At 48.5% G+C, this 18,528-nt stretch carries 19 protein-coding genes and 2 tRNA genes; 7 read left to right on the top strand and 14 right to left on the bottom strand.

The window, feature by feature from the left end; translation table 11 throughout:
- Positions 1-80 precede the first annotated feature (80 nt).
- Positions 81-758, top strand: coding sequence for a 7-cyano-7-deazaguanine/7-aminomethyl-7-deazaguanine transporter (locus ACTHS8_RS04275; RefSeq protein ID WP_440373081.1), 678 nt, complete (start codon positions 81-83; stop codon positions 756-758).
- A 68-nt stretch (positions 759-826) separates the two neighbouring features.
- Here ACTHS8_RS04275 and ubiM read toward each other — a convergent pair whose 3' ends face one another.
- From ubiM to rplU, 3 genes are all read right to left on the bottom strand, one after another.
- The gene (ubiM, locus tag ACTHS8_RS04280; RefSeq protein WP_063076161.1) at positions 827-2,011 is read right to left on the bottom strand and encodes a 5-demethoxyubiquinol-8 5-hydroxylase UbiM; all 1,185 of its coding nucleotides are present in this window, start codon (positions 2,009-2,011) and stop codon (positions 827-829) included.
- Between the two features lie 274 nt (positions 2,012-2,285).
- Positions 2,286-2,558 (bottom strand): 50S ribosomal protein L27, encoded by a 273-nt coding sequence (rpmA, locus tag ACTHS8_RS04285; protein ID WP_002212328.1) that lies wholly within the window; start codon positions 2,556-2,558, stop codon positions 2,286-2,288.
- A gap of 27 nt (positions 2,559-2,585) precedes the next feature.
- Entirely contained in the window at positions 2,586-2,894 is a 309-nt protein-coding gene (gene rplU, locus ACTHS8_RS04290; protein ID WP_002216394.1) for a 50S ribosomal protein L21, read from the bottom strand.
- A 263-nt stretch (positions 2,895-3,157) separates the two neighbouring features.
- Between rplU and ispB the strand changes: the two genes are divergently transcribed.
- The 3 genes from ispB (at position 3,158) to ACTHS8_RS04305 (ending at position 4,677) form a co-directional block, all read left to right on the top strand.
- The gene (gene ispB / locus ACTHS8_RS04295; protein WP_440373082.1) at positions 3,158-4,132 is read left to right on the top strand and encodes an octaprenyl diphosphate synthase; all 975 of its coding nucleotides are present in this window, start codon (positions 3,158-3,160) and stop codon (positions 4,130-4,132) included.
- Positions 4,133-4,137: 5 nt separating this feature from the next.
- Positions 4,138-4,584, top strand: coding sequence for a DUF441 domain-containing protein (locus ACTHS8_RS04300; RefSeq protein ID WP_440373083.1), 447 nt, complete (start codon positions 4,138-4,140; stop codon positions 4,582-4,584).
- 18 nt (positions 4,585-4,602) lie between these two features.
- Positions 4,603-4,677, top strand: a tRNA-Arg gene (locus ACTHS8_RS04305).
- Positions 4,678-4,780: 103 nt separating this feature from the next.
- On the opposite strand, the gene ACTHS8_RS04310 is transcribed toward ACTHS8_RS04305, so the two are convergent.
- Both ACTHS8_RS04310 and ACTHS8_RS04315 read right to left on the bottom strand, forming a co-directional pair.
- Positions 4,781-5,938: an NnrS family protein gene (locus tag ACTHS8_RS04310; RefSeq protein ID WP_440373084.1), complete on the bottom strand. Its 1,158-nt coding sequence runs from the start codon at positions 5,936-5,938 to the stop codon at positions 4,781-4,783.
- 86 nt (positions 5,939-6,024) lie between these two features.
- The gene (locus ACTHS8_RS04315; RefSeq protein ID WP_440373085.1) at positions 6,025-6,405 is read right to left on the bottom strand and encodes a hemerythrin domain-containing protein; all 381 of its coding nucleotides are present in this window, start codon (positions 6,403-6,405) and stop codon (positions 6,025-6,027) included.
- A gap of 146 nt (positions 6,406-6,551) precedes the next feature.
- Between ACTHS8_RS04315 and ACTHS8_RS04320 the strand changes: the two genes are divergently transcribed.
- On the top strand, positions 6,552-7,010 hold the full coding sequence (locus ACTHS8_RS04320) for an RrF2 family transcriptional regulator (RefSeq protein ID WP_049348753.1): 459 nt from the start codon (positions 6,552-6,554) through the stop codon (positions 7,008-7,010).
- A 628-nt stretch (positions 7,011-7,638) separates the two neighbouring features.
- Here the strand turns inward: ACTHS8_RS04320 and ACTHS8_RS04325 are convergent.
- The 8 genes from ACTHS8_RS04325 to ACTHS8_RS04360 form a co-directional block, all read right to left on the bottom strand.
- A tRNA-Ile gene (locus ACTHS8_RS04325) sits at positions 7,639-7,714 on the bottom strand.
- Positions 7,715-7,807: 93 nt separating this feature from the next.
- On the bottom strand, positions 7,808-8,662 hold the full coding sequence (folP, locus tag ACTHS8_RS04330) for a dihydropteroate synthase (protein WP_440373086.1): 855 nt from the start codon (positions 8,660-8,662) through the stop codon (positions 7,808-7,810).
- 84 nt (positions 8,663-8,746) lie between these two features.
- Positions 8,747-10,408 carry an electron transfer flavoprotein-ubiquinone oxidoreductase gene (locus ACTHS8_RS04335; RefSeq protein ID WP_440373087.1) on the bottom strand — a complete coding sequence of 554 codons (1,662 nt, stop codon included), beginning with the start codon at positions 10,406-10,408 and terminating at the stop codon, positions 8,747-8,749.
- A gap of 131 nt (positions 10,409-10,539) precedes the next feature.
- Entirely contained in the window at positions 10,540-10,977 is a 438-nt protein-coding gene (locus tag ACTHS8_RS04340) for an ExbD/TolR family protein (RefSeq protein ID WP_003686804.1), read from the bottom strand.
- A gap of 3 nt (positions 10,978-10,980) precedes the next feature.
- Entirely contained in the window at positions 10,981-11,640 is a 660-nt protein-coding gene (locus tag ACTHS8_RS04345) for a MotA/TolQ/ExbB proton channel family protein (protein WP_063076153.1), read from the bottom strand.
- 102 nt (positions 11,641-11,742) lie between these two features.
- Entirely contained in the window at positions 11,743-12,672 is a 930-nt protein-coding gene (locus ACTHS8_RS04350) for an energy transducer TonB (protein WP_137041137.1), read from the bottom strand.
- Between the two features lie 351 nt (positions 12,673-13,023).
- A complete protein-coding gene (locus ACTHS8_RS04355; protein WP_440373088.1) occupies positions 13,024-13,920 on the bottom strand; it encodes a tyrosine recombinase XerC in 897 nt (298 codons plus the stop codon).
- 1 nt (position 13,921) lies between these two features.
- Positions 13,922-14,350, bottom strand: a complete 429-nt coding sequence (locus ACTHS8_RS04360) for an acyl-CoA thioesterase (protein ID WP_440373089.1) — start codon at positions 14,348-14,350, stop codon at positions 13,922-13,924.
- A 150-nt stretch (positions 14,351-14,500) separates the two neighbouring features.
- On the opposite strand from ACTHS8_RS04360, the gene fba reads away from it, so the two are divergent.
- Positions 14,501-15,565 (top strand): class II fructose-bisphosphate aldolase, encoded by a 1,065-nt coding sequence (gene fba, locus ACTHS8_RS04365; RefSeq protein WP_003686828.1) that lies wholly within the window; start codon positions 14,501-14,503, stop codon positions 15,563-15,565.
- Between the two features lie 128 nt (positions 15,566-15,693).
- Positions 15,694-16,623, top strand: coding sequence for a glycosyltransferase family 2 protein (locus tag ACTHS8_RS04370; protein WP_440373090.1), 930 nt, complete (start codon positions 15,694-15,696; stop codon positions 16,621-16,623).
- 65 nt (positions 16,624-16,688) lie between these two features.
- Here the strand turns inward: ACTHS8_RS04370 and ACTHS8_RS04375 are convergent, their stop codons facing one another.
- The gene (locus ACTHS8_RS04375) at positions 16,689-18,365 is read right to left on the bottom strand and encodes a formate--tetrahydrofolate ligase (protein WP_440373091.1); all 1,677 of its coding nucleotides are present in this window, start codon (positions 18,363-18,365) and stop codon (positions 16,689-16,691) included.
- Positions 18,366-18,528 lie beyond the last annotated feature (163 nt).

The raw sequence follows: 18,528 nt of genomic DNA on the forward strand, positions 1-18,528 counted from the left end.
CGCCCTTTCATTGCAAGATTTTCTCTATTGCACAATCTTGCAAGGCTTCATGCCGTCTGAAAAACTTCCGAAAGATTCTCATGTACGAATTTACTGCCGCACAGCAGAAGAAAGCGCTCTTCTGGCTGGTGCTTTTCCATATTTTTATTATTGCCGCCAGCAACTATCTGGTGCAGTTCCCCTTTCAAATTTTCGGTATCTTTACCACTTGGGGCGCATTTTCCTTTCCCTTTATCTTCCTCGCTACCGATCTGACCGTACGCATTTTCGGCGCGCCGTTGGCGAGACGGATTATTTTTTGGGTAATGTTCCCCGCCCTGCTGCTCTCTTACGTTTTCTCCGTCCTCTTTCATGAGGGCAACTGGACAGGCTGGGCATCGTTAACCGAATTTAACACCTTCGTCGGCCGTATCGCATTGGCCAGCTTTTCCGCCTATGCTCTCGGGCAAATCCTCGATATTTTCGTGTTCAACAGATTACGCCGTCTGAAATCATGGTGGATTGCCCCTACTGTCTCCACCGTGGTCGGCAACGCTTTGGACACGCTGGTGTTTTTCGCCGTTGCCTTTTATGCGAGCAACGATGAATTTATGGCGGCAAACTGGCAGGGCATCGCATTTGTCGATTATCTGTTCAAACTCGCCATCTGCACCCTCTTCTTCCTGCCTGCCTACGGCATCGTATTGAGCATCTTGACCAAAAAACTGACTTCCTTAAACATCCGTCAAGAAATGCCCGAATCGGTTTTAGCCAAATAAGCAATAGATAAAAAAACAAGGCCGTCTGAAACTTTAATCGTTCAGACGGCCTTTTATGTTTTAAACAATTAACCAGTCAATTGTTTGGTAATCAGTTTTTTCAGCGGCGGGAAGTTATTGCTTGCACGCAATACCAAACCGCGCAGCAGTTTCGCCGGAGCAGTTTCATTGGTAAAGAGTTTCAGCAGCATATTGGTGCCGTGGTAAATCGGATGCGCGTGGAACATATGCTTGGTACTGTATTTTTCCAGCAGGCTCTTCGCACCAATATCCTGACCGCGTTGCTCGGCTTCGAGAACCAACTTAACCAAGAGATCGGCACTTGCCAGACCCAAGTTGAAACCGTGCGCAGTAACCGGATGCATACCGACCGCGGCATCGCCGATCAGCGCGCTGCGTTTGCCATAGAAACGTTGGGCAATCATACCGACCAAAGGATAATTGTGAATAGTGCTGACCAATTCCATATCGCCCAAACGGCCTTTGAGTTGCTCTTTCACGCTGGCTGCCAATTCTTCCGGCGACATGTTTTTAATCGTTTCGGCTTTATCGCTGTCTACCGTAATCACGGTATTGGTCAAGTGTTCTTCCAACGGCAGCAACGCAATGGTGCGGCCGTAGTGGAAGCATTCATAGGCGGTATGCAGGTTGGACAGAGTATGCTTCATGCGGCACACAAACATGGTACGGCTATAATCGTGCATATCGGAAGAAATGCCCAATTGACGGCGCGTTTGCGAGAAACGGCTATCGGCGGCCAACAACAGACGGCCGGTCAATACTTCGCCGCTTTCCAAAATAACTTGTGCCTCATCGTCAGAAGTTTTGACTTCTTTAACATTGGTGCCGGTCAGGATCTTGACGTTGTCCAATTTGGACACGACTTCATAAGCGGCTTTGCGGATATTGTGGTTGGAGATCAAATAGCCCAAGCAGTCCGCAGGCTCGCCGCGCGCCTGAGTCGGTTGCGGGAAATGGAGCTGGTAATCGGAATGGCCGTTCAACACTTTGGCATCGCGCAAAGGATAAATTTCGTCTTTTGGAATCAAATCCCACATACCCAATCGCTGCATGATTTCGCGCGACAGATGCGTCAGTGCGATTTCACGGCCGTCATACGGCGGATTTTGCAACACTTCTAAAGGACTTCTTTCAATCAGGGTTATGTTCAAACCGCTTCCGGCCAACTCTGCGGCAAAACTTAATCCGGCAGGGCCTGCGCCGACGACGAGAATATCACTGTGTAAGCTCATGGGAGGAATTCCTTGTATTCAACTGATACGGATTTTTTCAGACGGCCTTAAGTTTACTGTGTTTAGCTACAAGAGGGTAAATCAAAGGCATTTGATAGATTATATAGAAAGAGTCAATAGAATAAAACAAAGGCTATCGATTATAAGCACGTTTTTACTTTGGCCTTAATATAAATCAAGCTTCACGACATACGGATTTTATCAAACAGACAAAACCGTCAAATAAACAAAAACCGCATTCCGAAAAGGAATGCGGCTTTCAATCGTAAAACGATTATTCTTCAGAACCGGTGTAAGGACGGATGCTGACGGTTTTACGGTTCAGCGCACCTTTGGTTTTGAATTCAACGTAACCGTCGACTTTAGCAAACAAAGTGTGGTCTTTGCCCATGCCTACGTTGTCACCTGCGTGGAATTTAGTACCACGTTGACGAACGATGATAGAGCCTGCCGGAATCAGCTCGTTGCCGTAGGCTTTAACGCCCAAACGTTTGGCTTCTGAATCGCGACCGTTGCGGGTGCTACCGCCTGCTTTTTTACTTGCCATTTGTAATACTCCTGAACTTACTTGAAATTAGGCGATTGCCACGATTTCGATTTGGGTGAAATTTTGGCGATGGCCTTGGCGTTTTTGGTAGTGTTTGCGACGACGCATTTTGAAAATGCGTACTTTCTCGCCACGACCATGAGCAACGACTTTAGCTGTTACTTTTGCGCCTTCGATAAAAGGTGCGCCTACTTTTACAGATTCGCCGTCAGCAATCATCAAAACTTCAGTCAGTTCGATTTGGCTGTCGAGTTCGGCTGGTATCTGTTCTACTTTCAATTTTTCGCCAACGGAAACTTTGTATTGTTTACCGCCGGTTTTTACGACCGCGTACATACTCAACTCCATGAGAATTAGGTTAACATTCCGCACACCATGTGCGAAACGAGCTATTCTATTTCTATTTGCCTGTTTTGTCAAAATTTATTTTATTTACAAGTGAAAAGGCCGTCTGAAAGATATGTTGCATGCTTTTTAACTGATATAATCACGCGCTGGATTGCTGATATCTTTATGCAACGTTATTACCCCGACCGAATGTACGGGTTTAAACAGATTCCTTGGAGCCCCCGCTCCGTTTTATCAACAGAGAATGTTTTATGCTCGAAAACCTGCCTTACTTCCAACGCCACCTGCCCGATGACCTTGCCAAAGTTAATGCGGTCATCAACCAAGCTGTTCAATCCGATGTTGCACTGATTTCGCAAATCGGCACATACATCATCAGCGCGGGCGGTAAGCGCCTGCGTCCGATTATTACCATTTTGGCAGGCAAAGCAGTCGGGCATGACGATGAAAAACTGTACTCGCTGGCAGCAATGGTGGAATTCATCCACACCTCCACCCTCCTGCACGACGATGTCGTCGATGAAAGCGAGTTGCGCCGCGGCCGTAAAACGGCAAACAACCTCTTCGGGAACGCGGCGGCTGTTTTGGTCGGCGACTTCCTATATACACGTGCCTTCCAACTGATGGTTGGTTCAGGCAGTATGCGTATCTTGGAAGTGATGGCAGACGCGACCAACATCATCGCCGAAGGCGAAGTCATGCAGCTGATGAACATCGGCAATACGGATATTACCGAAGAGCAATATGTCCAAGTTATCCAATACAAAACAGCAAAACTGTTTGAAGCAGCCGCGCAAGTCGGCGCAATTTTGGGCAATGCTTCCCCCGAACACGAACAAGCCTTGAAAGACTACGGTATGTACGTCGGTACGGCTTTCCAAATCATTGACGATGTATTGGACTACTCAGGCGAAACCGAAGAAATCGGCAAAAACGTCGGCGACGATTTAGCAGAAGGCAAACCTACCCTGCCATTGATTTACCTGATGCGAAACGGCTCCGAGCAGGCAGCAAACGATGTGCGCCATGCTTTGGAAAATGCCGACCGCAGTTATTTTGAAAAAATCCACGACTATGTCGTCAACTCAGACGCTTTGCCGTATTCGATTTCCGAGGCAAAAAAAGCCGTCGACAAAGCCATCGCTTCATTGAACGTGTTGCCTGACAGCGAAGTCAAAGATGCCATGATCCAACTGGCAAAAGAATCCTTGGCCCGAGTATCTTAAATCCGATGAATTTCAGCTTTGTCCCTTTGTTTCTGGTTACGCTGATTTTTTTGGGCGTTGTCAGCAACAACAACTCGATTACGATTTCGGCGGCCGTCTTATTGTTGATGCAGCAAACCGCCTTGTCGCAATACATCCCCTTCGTGGAAAAACACGGCTTGCAAGTGGGCATCATTATACTGACCATCGGCGTATTGAGCCCGCTGGTTTCCGGTAAAATCCAGATTCCGCCGGTTTCCGAGTTTATCAATTTCAAAATGATTGCCGCCGTCCTTATCGGCATTTTGGTTGCCTGGCTTGCCGGACGCGGCGTTCCATTGATGAGCGAACAGCCTGTTTTGGTAACCGGATTATTAATCGGTACCGTCATCGGCGTTGCCTTTGTCGGCGGCATTCCGGTCGGCCCTCTAATTGCCGCCGGTTTATTGTCTTTTTTTGCCGGAAAGGTTTAAAATCCCCTCCTTTACCGCCTCGCCATAGTTCAACGGATAGAACGTATGCCTCCTAAGCGTAAAATACAGGTTCGATTCCTGTTGGCGAGGCCACAGTTTCAATAAAAGCCTTTCATACTTTGAAAGGCTTTTTTTATTATCAATAAATAAAGGCCGTCTGAAACTTTTCAGACGGCCTTTTCATTTTGCCAAACCGTTAACCCGGACGACCATCCGAACGCGGACGGATCAACCAAGGAATATATTTCCATGCGTACAACAGCAGAGACACGGCAAACAAAGCGGCGGAGCAACGGATACTGTGCGTGTATGCCGTACCGCTCACAAAGGTAGCCAAAACACGGATAACCGTTGCGGCAATCATCAGCCAAAAGGCGACAGGAACCACTTTAGGTGGCGGATAAATAGAGTTGCCGGTATGGCCAAGCGCAGTTCGTGCCATCATACCCAAAGTCAGCACGCCGATACCGCCAACGCCGATAAGGTGTACGCCCAGATTCAAGAAGCTTGAAATCCAATAAGAAAGACCGACAGCAATCAAGCCCAAACCTGTAAACAGATAGCCGGCAAACAAAATCCAAAGCATAGGCTCTTTCAGTACGGCTTTATACCACCAACGATATACTTGTACGGTAAAAATCACACCTGCAGCAATAGAGCATAAAGCAGCCAATTTCGGCAATATGTTATGAGCCATCATCATAGCAGTCAGCATAGGCAGCCAAAGCGATGCGTGCGCTACCCACTGAGGGCTGGGAATTTGCGGCACGTTCAACCGTTTGGACGTAAAGAACGAGATAATCCGCATACCGATCAAACCGATAAAACCGGCCACCATAATCAACCCGGATTGCAAACCGGTCATCAGTGCGATGGCATCAAACGGCTGCATTTTCATATGGAACGCAAAATGGGTACCGCCCAAAACAAAAATAGCAAATACGGCAACATAGTTGCGCTTGTTTTGAGAACGGATTACCGGCAAAGCCATGCACACCGCGCCATACCAGAAAAAGATCGTGCCGAATATGCCGCTTGCCGTTGCACCCCAGCCGGGAATAAACACACACAAACGCGCAAGCAGCCAAAATGCGGTCAAACCTGCCAACGCCTTACCGCGCGTGGGCGGCTGGCCAGTCCAAGTTGCCACTGCTGTCAGCAAGAATGCAATGACAACCAATCCGGCGTAGCCCCAAATCATTTCATGGGCATGCCAATACAAACCCGGCAATTCAGGCGTACCCTGATAGCCGAAGCCCCAAAGCAATATAGACAATGCGCCATACAAAGCCGCCAACGAGTAAAACGGGCGGAAGGCCATTGCCCATACAGGATGTTTGAACAAATCGTTCATGGTGGTTCCTTCAATTTTTATATCATAATAAAACAGCAACAGAGGCCGTCTGAAACTTTTCAGACGGCCATCGATTCCCTTTCCTATTACACATTCTCAGGCAAAGGCAAAAAAGGTTCAATCGCAGGAAAAAGCTCACGCTCCTCAAAACGCGCATGATCACGCAAAGTTACCGCAAAATCCTTATTCCATGATTCATTCATATATTCAGGATGAGCCATCATCGCACGCAGCTTGGCATGATCGCCTTCAAAACGCTGCCTCAACGTCGGATCAACCTTATCCCAATACGGCGCAAACATGGTTTCCTCCTCCAAAAAATGTGGCTCAAGTTCCGCAAAATGAGGATCCAGCTCTGCTTGATGGCTTTGCTCCGGCGTACGCAGGAGACGGACGCACAACGACAGCGAGCCATGATGCTCACGGGAAAGTTCTATTAATGCAGGGTGGCGTTTCAAGGGTTTCATAAGTTCGTTATAATGGCAACAGTCTGTCAAACTGGATTAATTCAAATGTTTCGGATATTATGAAACCCAATCCCACATAAAGTCAAACAGCCCCTCTCCAAACACTACGCTTTTGACATATAATAAAAATATCTAAAGAGCCAGCCATGTATCTGACCCAACATACCGATTACGGATTGCGCGTATTGGTTTATACCGCCATCAATGATGACACCCTCGTCAATATCAGCACCATTGCCGAGACTTACAATATTTCCAAAAGCCATTTAATGAAAGTGGTTACCTCATTAGTCAAAGGCGGATTTCTGGTCAGCGTGCGCGGCAAAGGCGGCGGTTTGCGCTTAGCGGATGTTCCTGAAAAAATCAACATCGGCGCAGTCGTGCGCCATCTTGAGCCGATGCAGGTTGTCGAATGCATGGGCGATAACAACGAATGCCTCATCACCCCATCCTGCCGACTGACCGGCATCATTACCGGCGCCATCAAAGCTTTCTTCAACCATTTAGATCAATACTCCCTGCAAGATCTTTTGGACAAACCAACCTACGACATACTCTATACCCCGCGTATCCCCATCAACGAAATAAGCCGAATGGTTGATTAAGTCTTCAGGCCGTCTGAAAAACAGTCCAGCCATATCGAAATAATCATCAGCCTTTCGATATAGGCGCATGTGGTATTACTCGGAAAAATAAAAAATGCCGTCTGAAATTAAGATTTTCAGACGGCATTGGTTTATAAAAAACTCTGCAGCTTAAATAAACGACTTTCTTTTAATAGGTTAATTTTTATACTGAATACGTCAAATATGAGACAACAGAAAACCATAAAATAAGAATAATCATAGCAACCGTAAAATTTATTCTTAATATTTTCAAATAAAATTTATTGGATATTTTTTGTATTCCAAACAGCACCCTAAAAAATTTAAATTGCATACTCCCAATAAATAGATATTCAAAAAAACCTATATCCACCCCTTCTGATTTTAATATTTTATATACCATTACTGAATTAATTATAATTGCAATAAAATACAAAAATATTAAACAAAACAGAAAATAAGGCAATAACTCCACCAAACTACTCCTTCTTTTTTAAAAAGAATTTTCCCTAAAAAATATATTGGATGAAATAACCAAATTACTATTGTCGACATTATATTCCAACCCTTCACAAACCAATAAATACAAAAATGCCCGAAGCCAAAAGCCTCGGGCATTTTTAATATTTGGTGGGTCCGGTGGGTTTCGAACCCACGACCAAGGGATTATGAGTCCCCTGCTCTAACCCCTGAGCTACAGACCCGTCAAGAGTAGAAGCGGATTATAGCATAACTTGTTGCTTGTTCAAGATGCCGGGCAAATGTTTCAGACGGCCTGTTGGTTTTCTATTTGGGCATTATGCCGATATGCCCAATGCTTCCCAAACTTTCAAAGCGTCCGATGTTGCTTTGACATCGTGAACACGGATGATTTGCGCACCTCGGGCGACAGTGGCCAAAGCGGCTGCGACGCTGCCGTGTACGCGTTTGGCGGCATTTTGTTCGCCTGTCAGCTCGCCGATCATACTTTTGCGCGATATGCCGATCAGGAGTGGGAATCCGGTTGCGTCCATCAATTCAGGCAAATGTTGTATCAGGGTAATGTTGTGTTGCAGGTTTTTGCCGAAACAGAAGCCGGGGTCGAGCGTGATGCGTTCAGGGGCAATGCCTGCTCGAACGCATTCTGCCGCGCGTGCTTTTAAATAACGCGCGACTTCTTCGACGACATCTTGATATTGCGGATTCAGCTGCATGGTTTTGGGCAAGCCCTGCATGTGCATGAGGCACACGCCTGTCTTCGGCTGTTGCGCCAATAATGCGACTGCGCCTTCATCACTCAATGCGGCAACATCGTTGATAATATCGACGCCGCCTTGCGCCAAGGCTTTTTCCATGATTGCCGTGTGGCGCGTGTCCAAGCTGACGGGAACATTCCACTTGGCCACTTCCACCAAAACCGGCTGCACCCTGGCCCATTCTTCTTCTCCGAGAGAAACATCATCCGAACCCGGGCGCATAGATTCTCCGCCGATATCGAGAATATCCGCACCGTCTTTCAGCAGCTGCTCGGCATGTGCCAATGCTATTGAGACATTTTGCGAATAGGTGCCGCCATCGGAAAATGAATCGGGGGTCAGATTGACGATGCCCATGATTTTCGGTTTGTCTAAGGCGATTTCAAATCGGCCTGCCTGCCAAATGTGCGTGTTCATAATGCTTCCATTGATGAAATAATAGGATAGAGGCAGTCTGAAACTTTTCAGACGGCCTTTAGGTTTTGACTTCAAAACAGTAAATTACATTCCGCTGTAATTCGGTCCGCTCGCGCCTTCAGGACAAATCCAAGTGATGTTTTGCGTCGGGTCTTTGATGTCACACGTTTTGCAGTGAACGCAGTTGGCAGCGTTGATTTGAAGACGCGGACTGCCGTTTTCTTCGACGATTTCATATACGCCGGCCGGACAATAGCGGGTTTCGGGCGAGGCGTATTCTTTGTAGTTTACGTCTATCATGACCTGCGGATTTTTCAGCACCAAATGGTCGGGCTGGTTTTCTTCGTGCGCAAGGTTGGCAAGGAACACGCTGCTCAAGCGGTCGAAGGTCAACACGCCGTCGGGCTTCGGATAATCAATCGGTTTGCATTCGGCTGCTTTTTTGAGCTGCTCGTTGTCTTTGCCGTGATGTTTCAAAGTCCACGGGGCTTTGCCTCTGAAAATCATCTGGTCGATACCGGTATAGATTGAGCCGAGGTAAACGCCCCATTTGAATGACGGACGGACATTGCGCGCGGCGTAAAGCTCTTGATACAGCCAGCTTTGTTCAAAACGTTGCTGATAATCCACTGCCTCTTTGCCGCTGTCGAAGCTTTCCACTTCTTCAAGGTTTTCCAACAAGGGGAACACGGCTTCTGCGGCGAGCATAGCGGATTTCATCGCAGTATGAATACCTTTGATACGCGGCATATTGAGGAAACCCGCCGCATCGCCGACCAAAACGCCGCCTTTGAACGAGAGTTTCGGCAGGCTTTGCAAACCACCTTCAATCAGCGAACGCGCGCCATACGCGATACGGCGGCCGCCTTCAAAGGTTTTGCGGATTTCAGGATGGGTTTTGAAACGTTGGAACTCTTCAAACGGCGACAGATAAGGGTTTTGATAATCCAAACCGACCACAAAGCCGACAGCGACTTTGTTGTCATCAAAGTGATAAATAAACGAGCCGCCGTAGGTTTTGCTGTCTAGCGGCCAGCCTGCACTGTGCATGACCAAACCGGGCTGATGTTTTTCAGACGGCACTTCCCAAATTTCTTTAATGCCCAAGCCGTAAGTTTGCGGCTCGCTGTTTTGGTCGAGCTGGAAGCGTTCGATGATTTGCTTGGAAAGCGAGCCACGGCAGCCTTCGGCAAATATGGTTTGTTGCGCCCAAAGCTCCATGCCGGGCTGGAAACTGTCGGTCGGCTCGCCGTCTTTGCCCACGCCCATATTTCCGGTTGCAATGCCTTTGACCGAACCGTCTTCGTGATACAGCACTTCGGCGGCGGCAAAGCCCGGATAAATTTCCACGCCCAAATTTTCCGCCTGCTCTGCCAACCAGCGGACAACTTCGCCCAAGCTGGCGATGTAGTTCGCATGGTTGTCGAAATTCGGGGTAACCGGCAAGTTGAAGGCTTTTTTCTCGGTCAGGAACAAAACCCTGTCCTTCGTCACTGTACGCGTCAGCGGCGCGCCTTTTTCTTTCCAATCGGGAATCAGCTCACTCAAAGAAATCGGATCGATGATGGCACCGGCAAGCGAGTGCGCACCGGCCTCCGAACCCTTCTCCACCACGCAAACGCTGATTTCACGTCCATTCTTTTCGGCAAGCTGCTTGAGTTTGATGGCGGCAGACAAACCCGACGGGCCTGCGCCGACAATCACGACATCGTATTGCATACTGTCGCGCTCGATGGTTTCTGTCATAGTGGTTCCTGTATTGTCATTATTCAATTTAATCCGCTAATTATACAGCCTGGACATATAGTTACCAAATACAACAAAAGACCGTCTGAAACTTTACTCAAATTTCAGACGGCCTTTGCTTATTCAAAAGATTATTGCGCTTTGGTTTCCGTTACAAAACCGATTTTACTGATGCCGGCTTCGCGCGCCGCTTGCAGGGCTTGGTTGACGTAATCGTATTCAACCGCTTTATCCGCCGCAATCGCCACAATCACATCTTCGTTTTTCGCTTTAGCCTCTTTCAGCTTGGCGGTTACCGTTGCCAAATCCACTTTGGTATCCGAATCGCCGCCAACGACGTAAGCACCACTGGCATCAATGCTCAAACGCAAAGGATCTTTAGGCTGTTGCTTGTCCTCTTTTGCTGCCTTTTCCGAAGCAGTCGGCAACTCCAAAGGAATCGAGTGGGTCAGTACCGGCATGGTAATCATAAATACAATCAGCAACACCAGCATCACGTCCACCAAAGGTGTAACGTTGATATCCGACATCGGCGCATCATCGCCGGAATTCATTGATCCGAAAGCCATGGTTTAATCCTTTTGGTTCAGAAGGCGGACATGCAGGTCATGTGCAAATGCGTCCATATCTTGCGCGATGGTTTTTGTACCGCGATTGAGGAAGTTGTACGCCAATACGGCCGGAATCGCCACGAACAGGCCAACAGCAGTCGATACCAAAGCCTCACCAATCGGACCGGCTACCGCAGCAATGCTCATTTGACCGCTTTCGCTGATGCCGATCAGGGCATGGTAAATACCCCAAACCGTACCCAACAGGCCGATAAACGGAGCGGTTGCACCGATAGAAGCCAAAGCGGTCATACCGTAGTCGAACTGGCGCATGGTTTGGGTCAAACTGTTACGGATGTGAACAACCAAGTATTCGTTCAAAGGCAATTCGTCAATCAGCGATTTGCTCGTCGTTTGACGGTAGTTTTGGTATGCGCGCAGAGACTCATCGGCAACACTGCTCATCGGTGCTTCTACCGCTTTGGCTTTTTGTACGGCATCAGCCAGCGTAAACGCATTCAGCATCAACTCTTTTACCTGAGCATTGCCTTTTTTCGCTTTGCGGTATTTGATGCAGCGAATCACAATGACGCTCCAAGTCACCACACTCATCAACAACATCAGGACAAATACACCAATCAGTACCACATCACCTGATTTGAAAACTAAACTTAAATCCATAATTTTTCCAAGTTAAAAATAAAATTAAAATTTCTATCGGGTCATTTAAAATCATTTCCCAACAGCATATATTTTCTAATCAATCAGCTTAGGCCTAGATACTTATTCGAGCGTGAATTTGACAGGTACTTTAAATTCAGTCCAAACGCTTGCATTACAGCTACCATCTTTAACGGCTTTACGCGCTGCATTATCCAGACGACTATAACCACTTGATTTATTCACACTGATTGAATCCACTTTACCGCCGGGACCAACCAAGACTTTCAAAACAACCAAGCCTTCTTCACCATTTTCAGTGGATAGTGAAGGATACGGAGGTCTTGGAATATGGCAGGTTCCTTTTGCCGGATTGCCTTTACTGCTGCCGGCACCTGTACCGCTGCCACCACCTCCACCACCCGTGCCGGAGCCATGTTCGCCTTTCGCACCGCCGCTGCCGGATCCGCTGCCTTCGCCACGGCCGCTGCCTGTACCTTTCGTACCGCCGCCGTTGCCTTTTCCTTCTCCGCCCAAGGCTTTGCCTTCGCCGTTGCCTTTACCGTTTTCAGCAGTATTCGGCCCGGTTTTGCTGCCTGAGTATTCAGATGCTTTGGGAGATGGTTTAGGTTCTGCCTTCGGCTCTGGTTTTGGTTCAGGTTTTGGCTCGGGCTTCGGCTCTGGTTTGGGTTCCGGCTTAGGCTCGGGCTTAGGTTTCTCAATAGGTTTCGGTTTTTCCTTTTGCTGTACGATATCCGCTTTTTCTTTTTTCGTTACCACAGGTTTGATAACAGGTTTGGGCGGCTCGACAGGCTTAGGTTTGGGCTTCGGCTTGGGTTTTGGTTGTTCGGGGGTAGGCTCGGGGGCGGCAGGTGCGCCTTCGCCTTCAGGGCTGCCGTCGCCACCGCCGAAATCGCCCAAATCGACAAATTCAATATTCGCCATTTCGACAGGAGGCGGTTTGTGCGCGTGCCATAAAAGTGCAACCAAGCCGACGTGAATCAACGCAACGGAAGTCACGACGGCTGGAGTTAAAATTCGTTTTTTATCCATAATTCCGTTATGTTAATAGCAACAATTCCCGTTTGCAAGTCGTTTTACAGTCAAAATAAGCATTAATGCTTATATAGAAAGTTATAGACCTGCTGTTTTAAAGGCTGCATATCATAATATGATATTAGCTCTCATTACTAATATTATCAAACAAACGGTCATCTGAAAAGATAAGCGGTATTGCAAAAGCCATCGTCTCTTACAATCTTTATGCCATCCGCACATCAGGCCAATATTGAAACCTCGTCAGACCGATAAAAATTCAAATGGTTTCAAATCATCTGTATTTTTTATCCATAAAACATCAGGCCGTCTGAAAACATTCTTTCAGACGGCCTGACTCAAACAAAATCACTTTTTCCGTTTCGCCCTTGGGTGCGCCTCATCATAAACGCGCGCCAAATGGTCGAAATCCAGCTTTGTATAAACTTGCGTAGCGGAAAGGTTGCTGTGTCCCAACAATTCCTGTACGGCACGGATATCGCCCGATGCCTGCAAAAGATGGGTTGCATAGCTGTGGCGCATCATGTGTGGCGAGATATGGCTGGCACTGCCCACGCGCACCGCCCACGCCTGCAGGCGTTTTTGGATTTGACGTTGCCCCAGCCTACCGCCGTTTTTATTGGTGAACAAGGCCTGTTCGCCCTCTTTGGCAATACGCACTGCCAGATAATCGCGTAATGCCGTAATGCTTTTAGCCACTAAAGGCACTTGCCGCTGCTTGCCGCCTTTACCCTTCACACTGACCCAGCCTTCGTCCAAGACGATACCGTCCAGATTCAAACCTTGTATCTCGCTCAGGCGCAAACCGCTGCCATACATCAATTCAAACATCGCCTTATCGCGCACGTCCAACTCGTCATCAACAGGCGCATGATCAAGAATATGGTTTAAAGGTTCTTGCGGCAACGCTTTGGGCAGGCGTTCGGGCAGGCGCGGCGCTTTCATATTAAATGTCGGGTCGCTTTCCATAACTTCTATCTGCACCAGCCAACTGCAATACTGCCGCCATACCGACAATTTCCGCGCCAAGCTGCTTTCGCTCAAGCCCTTTTGCGACAGTTTTTTCAATACCGCCACAAAATCACGGCGCGTCGGCAGGCCGTTTTCAAGATTATCGGGCAACAGGCGCATCAATTCACTCAAATCGCGCCGATAAGCGGAAACGGTATGCTCCGACTTGCCTTGTTGCAGCAAGGTTTTCAGATAGCGTTCAAGATGAAGCGCAAAATGGTTTGATTCCGCCATTTCAGACGGCCTCCAACGCCGTTTTCAATGCCGAAGGCAAACGGCAGACACGCTGCTTGCCATAATCGAAACACACCATGCCTGTCTGCACTTTCGCCAGCACAAGGCCGTCTGAAATCCTGCGGATACAGTACAGCAAAGAAAAGCCTACTCCGGCCACGCCCGCCGCCCCCATTTCTACCGACAGCTCATCGCCATGATGACCTTGCGCCAAATACTGCACCGCCGCATCCACCATAATCAGACCTGCCCCTCCGGCATCCATTTCGCTCCAACCCAGCGTCGCCAGCCAACGCATTCGCACTTCATGGCACAAACGCAACACCGCATCGTTCGCCAGATGGCCGCCATAGTTCACATCGCCCACCTGCACCGTCAAGGCCGTCTGAAACAAAGGCTTATCACACTCGGCCACCGAAATCCTATCCATTTTGCACACCCGTTTTCAATACTACGCCATTATAAACCGAGACCCTGTTCGTTAATATATAAAAACAATGTAACAGCTTGTAGTTTTTCATTTCAAAAAACATTATAATTTATCGGATAAATTTACCCTTCACTACCTCAGGAGCTCCTCATGGCACTCGTATCCATGCGCCAATTATTGGACCATGCTGCCGAAAACAGCTACGGTCTGCCCGCATTCAACGTTAACAACCTCGAACAGATGCGCGCCATCATGGAGGCGGCCGACCAAGTCAACGCCCCCGTTATCGTTCAAGCATCCGCAGGCGCACGCAAATACGCAGGTGCCCCATTCCTGCGCCATCTGATTTTGGCCGCAGTCGAAGAATTCCCGCACATCCCCGTCGTGATGCACCAAGACCACGGCGCATCTCCTGATGTGTGCCAACGCTCAATCCAACTGGGCTTCTCCTCCGTGATGATGGACGGCTCGCTGATGGAAGACGGCAAAACCCCTTCTTCTTACGAATACAACGTCAATGCCACCCGTACTGTCGTTAACTTCTCCCACGCTTGCGGCGTGTCCGTTGAAGGCGAAATCGGCGTATTGGGCAACCTCGAAACCGGTGAAGCCGGCGAAGAAGACGGCGTAGGCGCAGTGGGCAAACTTTCCCATGACCAAATGCTGACCAGCGTTGAAGATGCCGTACGTTTCGTTAAAGATACCGGCGTTGACGCACTAGCTATTGCCGTCGGCACCAGCCACGGCGCATACAAATTTACCCGTCCGCCCACAGGCGATGTATTGCGTATCGACCGCATCAAAGAAATCCACCAAGCCCTGCCGAACACCCACATCGTGATGCACGGCTCCAGCTCCGTTCCGCAAGAATGGCTGAAAGTCATCAACGAACACGGCGGCAAAATCGGTGAAACCTACGGCGTACCGGTTGAAGAAATCGTCGAAGGCATCAAACACGGTGTCCGCAAAGTCAACATCGATACCGACTTGCGCCTCGCCTCTACCGGTGCCATCCGCCGCTTCATGGCAGAAAACCCATCCGAATTCGACCCGCGCAAATACTTGAGCAAAACCGTCGAAGCCATGAAACAAATCTGTCTTGACCGCTACCTCGCATTCGGTTGCGAAGGCCAAGCCGACAAAATCAAACCGATTTCTTTGGAAAAAATGGCAACCAAATACGCCAAAGGCGAATTGAACCAAATCGTTAAATAATCCGTATCTCGGATTCACACTAAGGCCGTCTGAAAACTTGAAAATAAGGTTTCAGACGGCCTTAGCTTTTGGGAAATTTATAGTAAAATCTTCCACCGACTACACATCAAAACACATCGAAAGCAAACATGAAACTTGCCGTTATTTTGCCGGCCTATTGTGCCGAAGCTTATTTGACCGAATGCTTGGATTCGGTATTGAGTCAAACATTCCGCGACTTTTTCGTCATCGCCATCAACGATGCTTCAACAGACAAAACCGGCGAAATCCTCGAGGCTTACGCAGCCAAAGATTCACGTTTGCAGGTTTTCCACCTTCCGGAAAACAGGGGCGAGCCGTTTGCCTGCCAATTTGCCATGGATATGCTCAAAGACGTAGAGGTCGAATATGTGGCACGAATGGACGCGGACGATATTTGCGCCTTGGATCGTTTTGAAAAACAAATTCAATTCTTAGACAGCCATCCCGAAATCGATATTGTCGGCAGCCAAGCCACCATCTTTTTCGACGACCAAACCGGAAGAGAACCCGTTTTAAGCGACCTCCCCCTGCTCGACAAAGACATTAAAGCCTTTCTCTCCTTTGCCGCCCAAAACATGTTCAACCCCACCACCATGTGGCGGCACGACAGCATTAAAAACCTTGAGATAAACTACACCGCAACAGAAACCGCGCCCGATTTCCATATGTGGGTGCAATGCGCCCTACATGGCAAAACCTTTGCCAACCTGCCCGAGCCTTTGTTGTCTTACAGGATACACACCGCTCAAGAAAGCAAAAAAAGAGACAAAATCAACAGATCCGTCCAATACACCATGGAATTGTGGTTCAGCCACCTTTTCCCTGAATTGAACCCAGTAGAAGTCACCCTCTTAAGCCGAATCTTGCATGAAAAGCAACTGCGTTTAACCACCGAAGAGCTGAAAACCATTTTTGCCGCTTATGACAGAATCAGCAAAGACCGCAGCATTTCTTTGTTTGGCGAAGACCGTAATACGTTGTTCAGTATGATAGACAAGTTCTTCAATTTCTTAAAAAGCAAGTTGAAATTCACTTAAATCATAAAAGGCCGTCTGAAACCTCGGTTTCAGACGGCCTTTATCTATTTCAATATCAATCTAAATCAGAACAAGCCGTGAATCACGCCTTCTGCGTCCACATCGATTTTCTCGGCAGCCGGAACTTTCGGCAGACCCGGCATTTTCATCATATTGCCGCACAATGCAACGATGAAGCCCGCACCGGAAGAAACGGTAATGCCGCGCACGGTAATGCGGAAGCCTTCGGGGCAGCCCAAGAGTTTGGCGTTGTCGCTCAAAGAATATTGGGTTTTCGCCATGCAGACAGGCATTTTGTCCAAGCCCAGTTTTTCCAGTGAAGCAATTTCGGCAGACGCTTCCGCGCTGAAATCGACATCTTCCGCGCCGTACACTTTTTGGGCAATCGCACGGATTTTGTCTTTAATGCTCAACTCAACATCGTAGGCAAAGCCGAAGTTATTCGGTTGGTTTTCGATGGCGTTGACGACTTTGTGCGCCAAGTCTGCACCACCCGCGCCGCCTTTGCCCCATACTTCGGTCAGGGAAACTTCAACGCCGTGTTCCGCGCAGGCTTTTTCAATCATGGCCAACTCAGCATCGGAGTCGGACACGAAGCGGTTGATGGCAACCACCACAGGCAGGCCGAATACGTTTTTCAGGTTGGAAATGTGTTTCAGCAGATTAGGCAGGCCTTTTGCCAAAGCATCAAGGTTTTCTTCGCCGAGGTTGGCACGCTCCACGCCGCCGTTGTATTTCAAAGCGCGGACAGTAGCCACAACAACAGCCGCATCAGGTTTCAAATCCGCCAGACGGCATTTGATGTCGCAGAATTTTTCCGCACCCAAATCTGCGCCGAAACCTGCTTCGGTTACGGCGTAATCGGCAAGGTGTTTCGCCAAACGGGTGGCAGTTACAGAGTTACAGCCGTGGGCGATGTTGGCGAACGGACCACCATGCACAAAGGCCGGAGTACCTTCGATGGTTTGTACCAAGTTAGGCTTAATCGCATCTTTGAGCAATGCCGCCATCGCGCCATTTGCTTTCAAATCTTTGGCATAAACAGGGCTGCCGTCTTTGGCGTAGGCGACAAGGATGTTACCCAAACGCTCTTTCAAATCGCTGATGTCTTTGGCAAGACAGAATACCGCCATCACTTCGGAGGCAACGGTAATGTCGAAACCGTCAGGACGCATCACGCCGTCAACAGGTTTGCCCATACCGTCGATGATGTTGCGCAACTGACGGTCGTTCATATCGACCGCACGACGCCACAGGACGCGTTTCGGATCGATGTTTAGCTCATTGCCTTGATAGATATGGTTGTCGAGCATGGCGGCGAGCAAGTTATTCGCCGCACCAATGGCGTGAAAGTCGCCGGTGAAGTGCAGGTTGATGTCTTCCATCGGCAAAACTTGGGCATAGCCGCCGCCTGCCGCGCCGCCTTTGACGCCGAACACCGGACCCAAAGAAGGCTCGCGCAGGGCGATCACCGAGTCTTTGCCGATATGGCGCAATGCGTCCGCCAAACCGATGGTTACAGTGGTTTTGCCCTCACCCGCAGGAGTCGGATTAATGGCGGTAACCAAAATCAGACGGCCTTGTTTTTGCGGCAGTTTAAACGCTTCGGCAGGATTGATTTTGGCTTTGTAATGACCATAGGGCTCGATGTTGTCAACGTTCAAACCCAGCTTGGCGGCAATTTCACCAATCGGGCGCATGGTGGAAGACTGGGCAATTTCAGCATCGGTTTTGAAGCTCATGATTTTCCTTTATTGAGAGAGGGAAAGGCCGTCTGAAACAATACTATTAAAGACAGCTGGAAGAAAAAGAATATTAGTTCTATTATAGCGTTTTCCAAAGACAAACCGCAGTGAAAATTTCGATATTTCATCAACAAGCGGATTCATATTGTCAACAATTTGA

The organism is Neisseria sp. P0016.S008, from assembly GCF_051957775.1.
GTDB classification, from domain to species: Bacteria; Pseudomonadota; Gammaproteobacteria; order Burkholderiales; family Neisseriaceae; genus Neisseria; species Neisseria flavescens_B.